General features: G+C 70.9%; 3 protein-coding genes. All 3 read left to right on the forward strand.

Annotated features, from left to right (window positions below; translation table 11 throughout):
* Window positions 1-203 (forward strand): hypothetical protein (locus E1293_RS49145; RefSeq protein ID WP_207939564.1); only part of this gene is annotated, 203 nt, incomplete at its 5' end.
* Window positions 204-287: 84 nt separating this feature from the next.
* Window positions 288-524 carry a 30S ribosomal protein S18 gene (gene rpsR / locus E1293_RS47075; RefSeq protein ID WP_019631633.1) on the forward strand — a complete coding sequence of 79 codons (237 nt, stop codon included), beginning with the start codon at window positions 288-290 and terminating at the stop codon, window positions 522-524.
* 17 nt (window positions 525-541) lie between these two features.
* Complete coding sequence (gene rplI, locus E1293_RS47080; RefSeq protein ID WP_132206658.1) at window positions 542-988, forward strand: 50S ribosomal protein L9; 447 nt, start codon at window positions 542-544, stop codon at window positions 986-988.
* Window positions 989-1173: the final 185 nt, after the last annotated feature.

Genomic DNA, 1173 nt, shown 5'->3' on the forward strand with positions numbered 1-1173 from the left:
GTGGTGGCGGCTTCGGCGGCGGCGGCGGAGGCGGCGGCGGCCAAGGCGGCGGCGGCTTCGGCGGTGGCGGCGGTCAGGGCGGCGGCCAGCAGGGCGGCGGCTTCGGCGGCGGCCAGCAGGGCGGCGCCCCGGCCGACGACCCCTGGGCCACCGGCGGCGGCGGTGGCGGGGGCGGCGGCTTCTCCGACGACCCGCCCTTCTAGACCGGCCGCTCCGGCGCGACCACATACAAGATCAAGTAAACGCCCATTCCCGCATCCGCGGGGCTCTCCCAAAGGAGCACCACGATGGCGAAGCCACCTCCCCGCAAGCCGAAGAAGAAGGTTTGCGTTTTCTGCCAGGAGAAGATCTCCTACGTCGACTACAAGGACACGGGCCTGCTGCGGAAGTTCATCTCCGACCGCGGCAAGATCCGTGCCCGGCGGGTGACCGGCAACTGCACCCAGCACCAGCGGGACGTCGCCACGGCGATCAAGAACGCCCGTGAGATGGCGCTGCTGCCGTACACCAGCACCGCGCGCTGAGGCAGGGGGTAACGAACATGAAGCTCATCCTGACCCAGCAGGTCACCGGGCTCGGCGAGCCCGGCGACATCATCGAGGTCCGCGACGGCTACGGCCGCAACTACCTCGTCCCCCGCGGGTTCGCGATCAAGTGGACCCGGGGCGCCGAGAAGGAGATCGACTCGATCAAGAAGGCGCGTTCGGCCCGCGAGATCGCGACCGTCGAGCACGCCAAGGAGGTCGCCGACCGGCTCGGCGGCCTGCGCGTCCAGCTGCGCACCCGGACCGGCAGCAACGGCCGGCTGTTCGGCGCCGTGACGGCCGCCGACATCGCCGAGGCCGTCCGCGCCGCGAACGGTCCCGACCTGGACCGCCGCCGCATCGAGATCGGCAACCCGATCAAGACCGTCGGCACCCACCGGGTCAGCGTCCGCCTGCACAGCGAGGTCGACGCCACGATCGACGTCAACGTCCTAGAGGCCTGACACCCGCACCACCACCGAACCCCCGCACCCACACCAGGGCGCGGGGGTTCGGTGTCTAATTGCAGTGCCCTCCTCCTTCGGGCCTGGCGGCCCTCCATCGTCGGGTACTGCGTGCGATCGCTGCATCGCTCCGGCTCGCCTTGCGGCTCGCTGCGCGATCAGGTTCTCGCTTCGCTTGAACCTGC

Source organism: Actinomadura darangshiensis, from assembly GCF_004349235.1.
Taxonomy (GTDB): Bacteria; Actinomycetota; Actinomycetes; order Streptosporangiales; family Streptosporangiaceae; genus Spirillospora; species Spirillospora darangshiensis.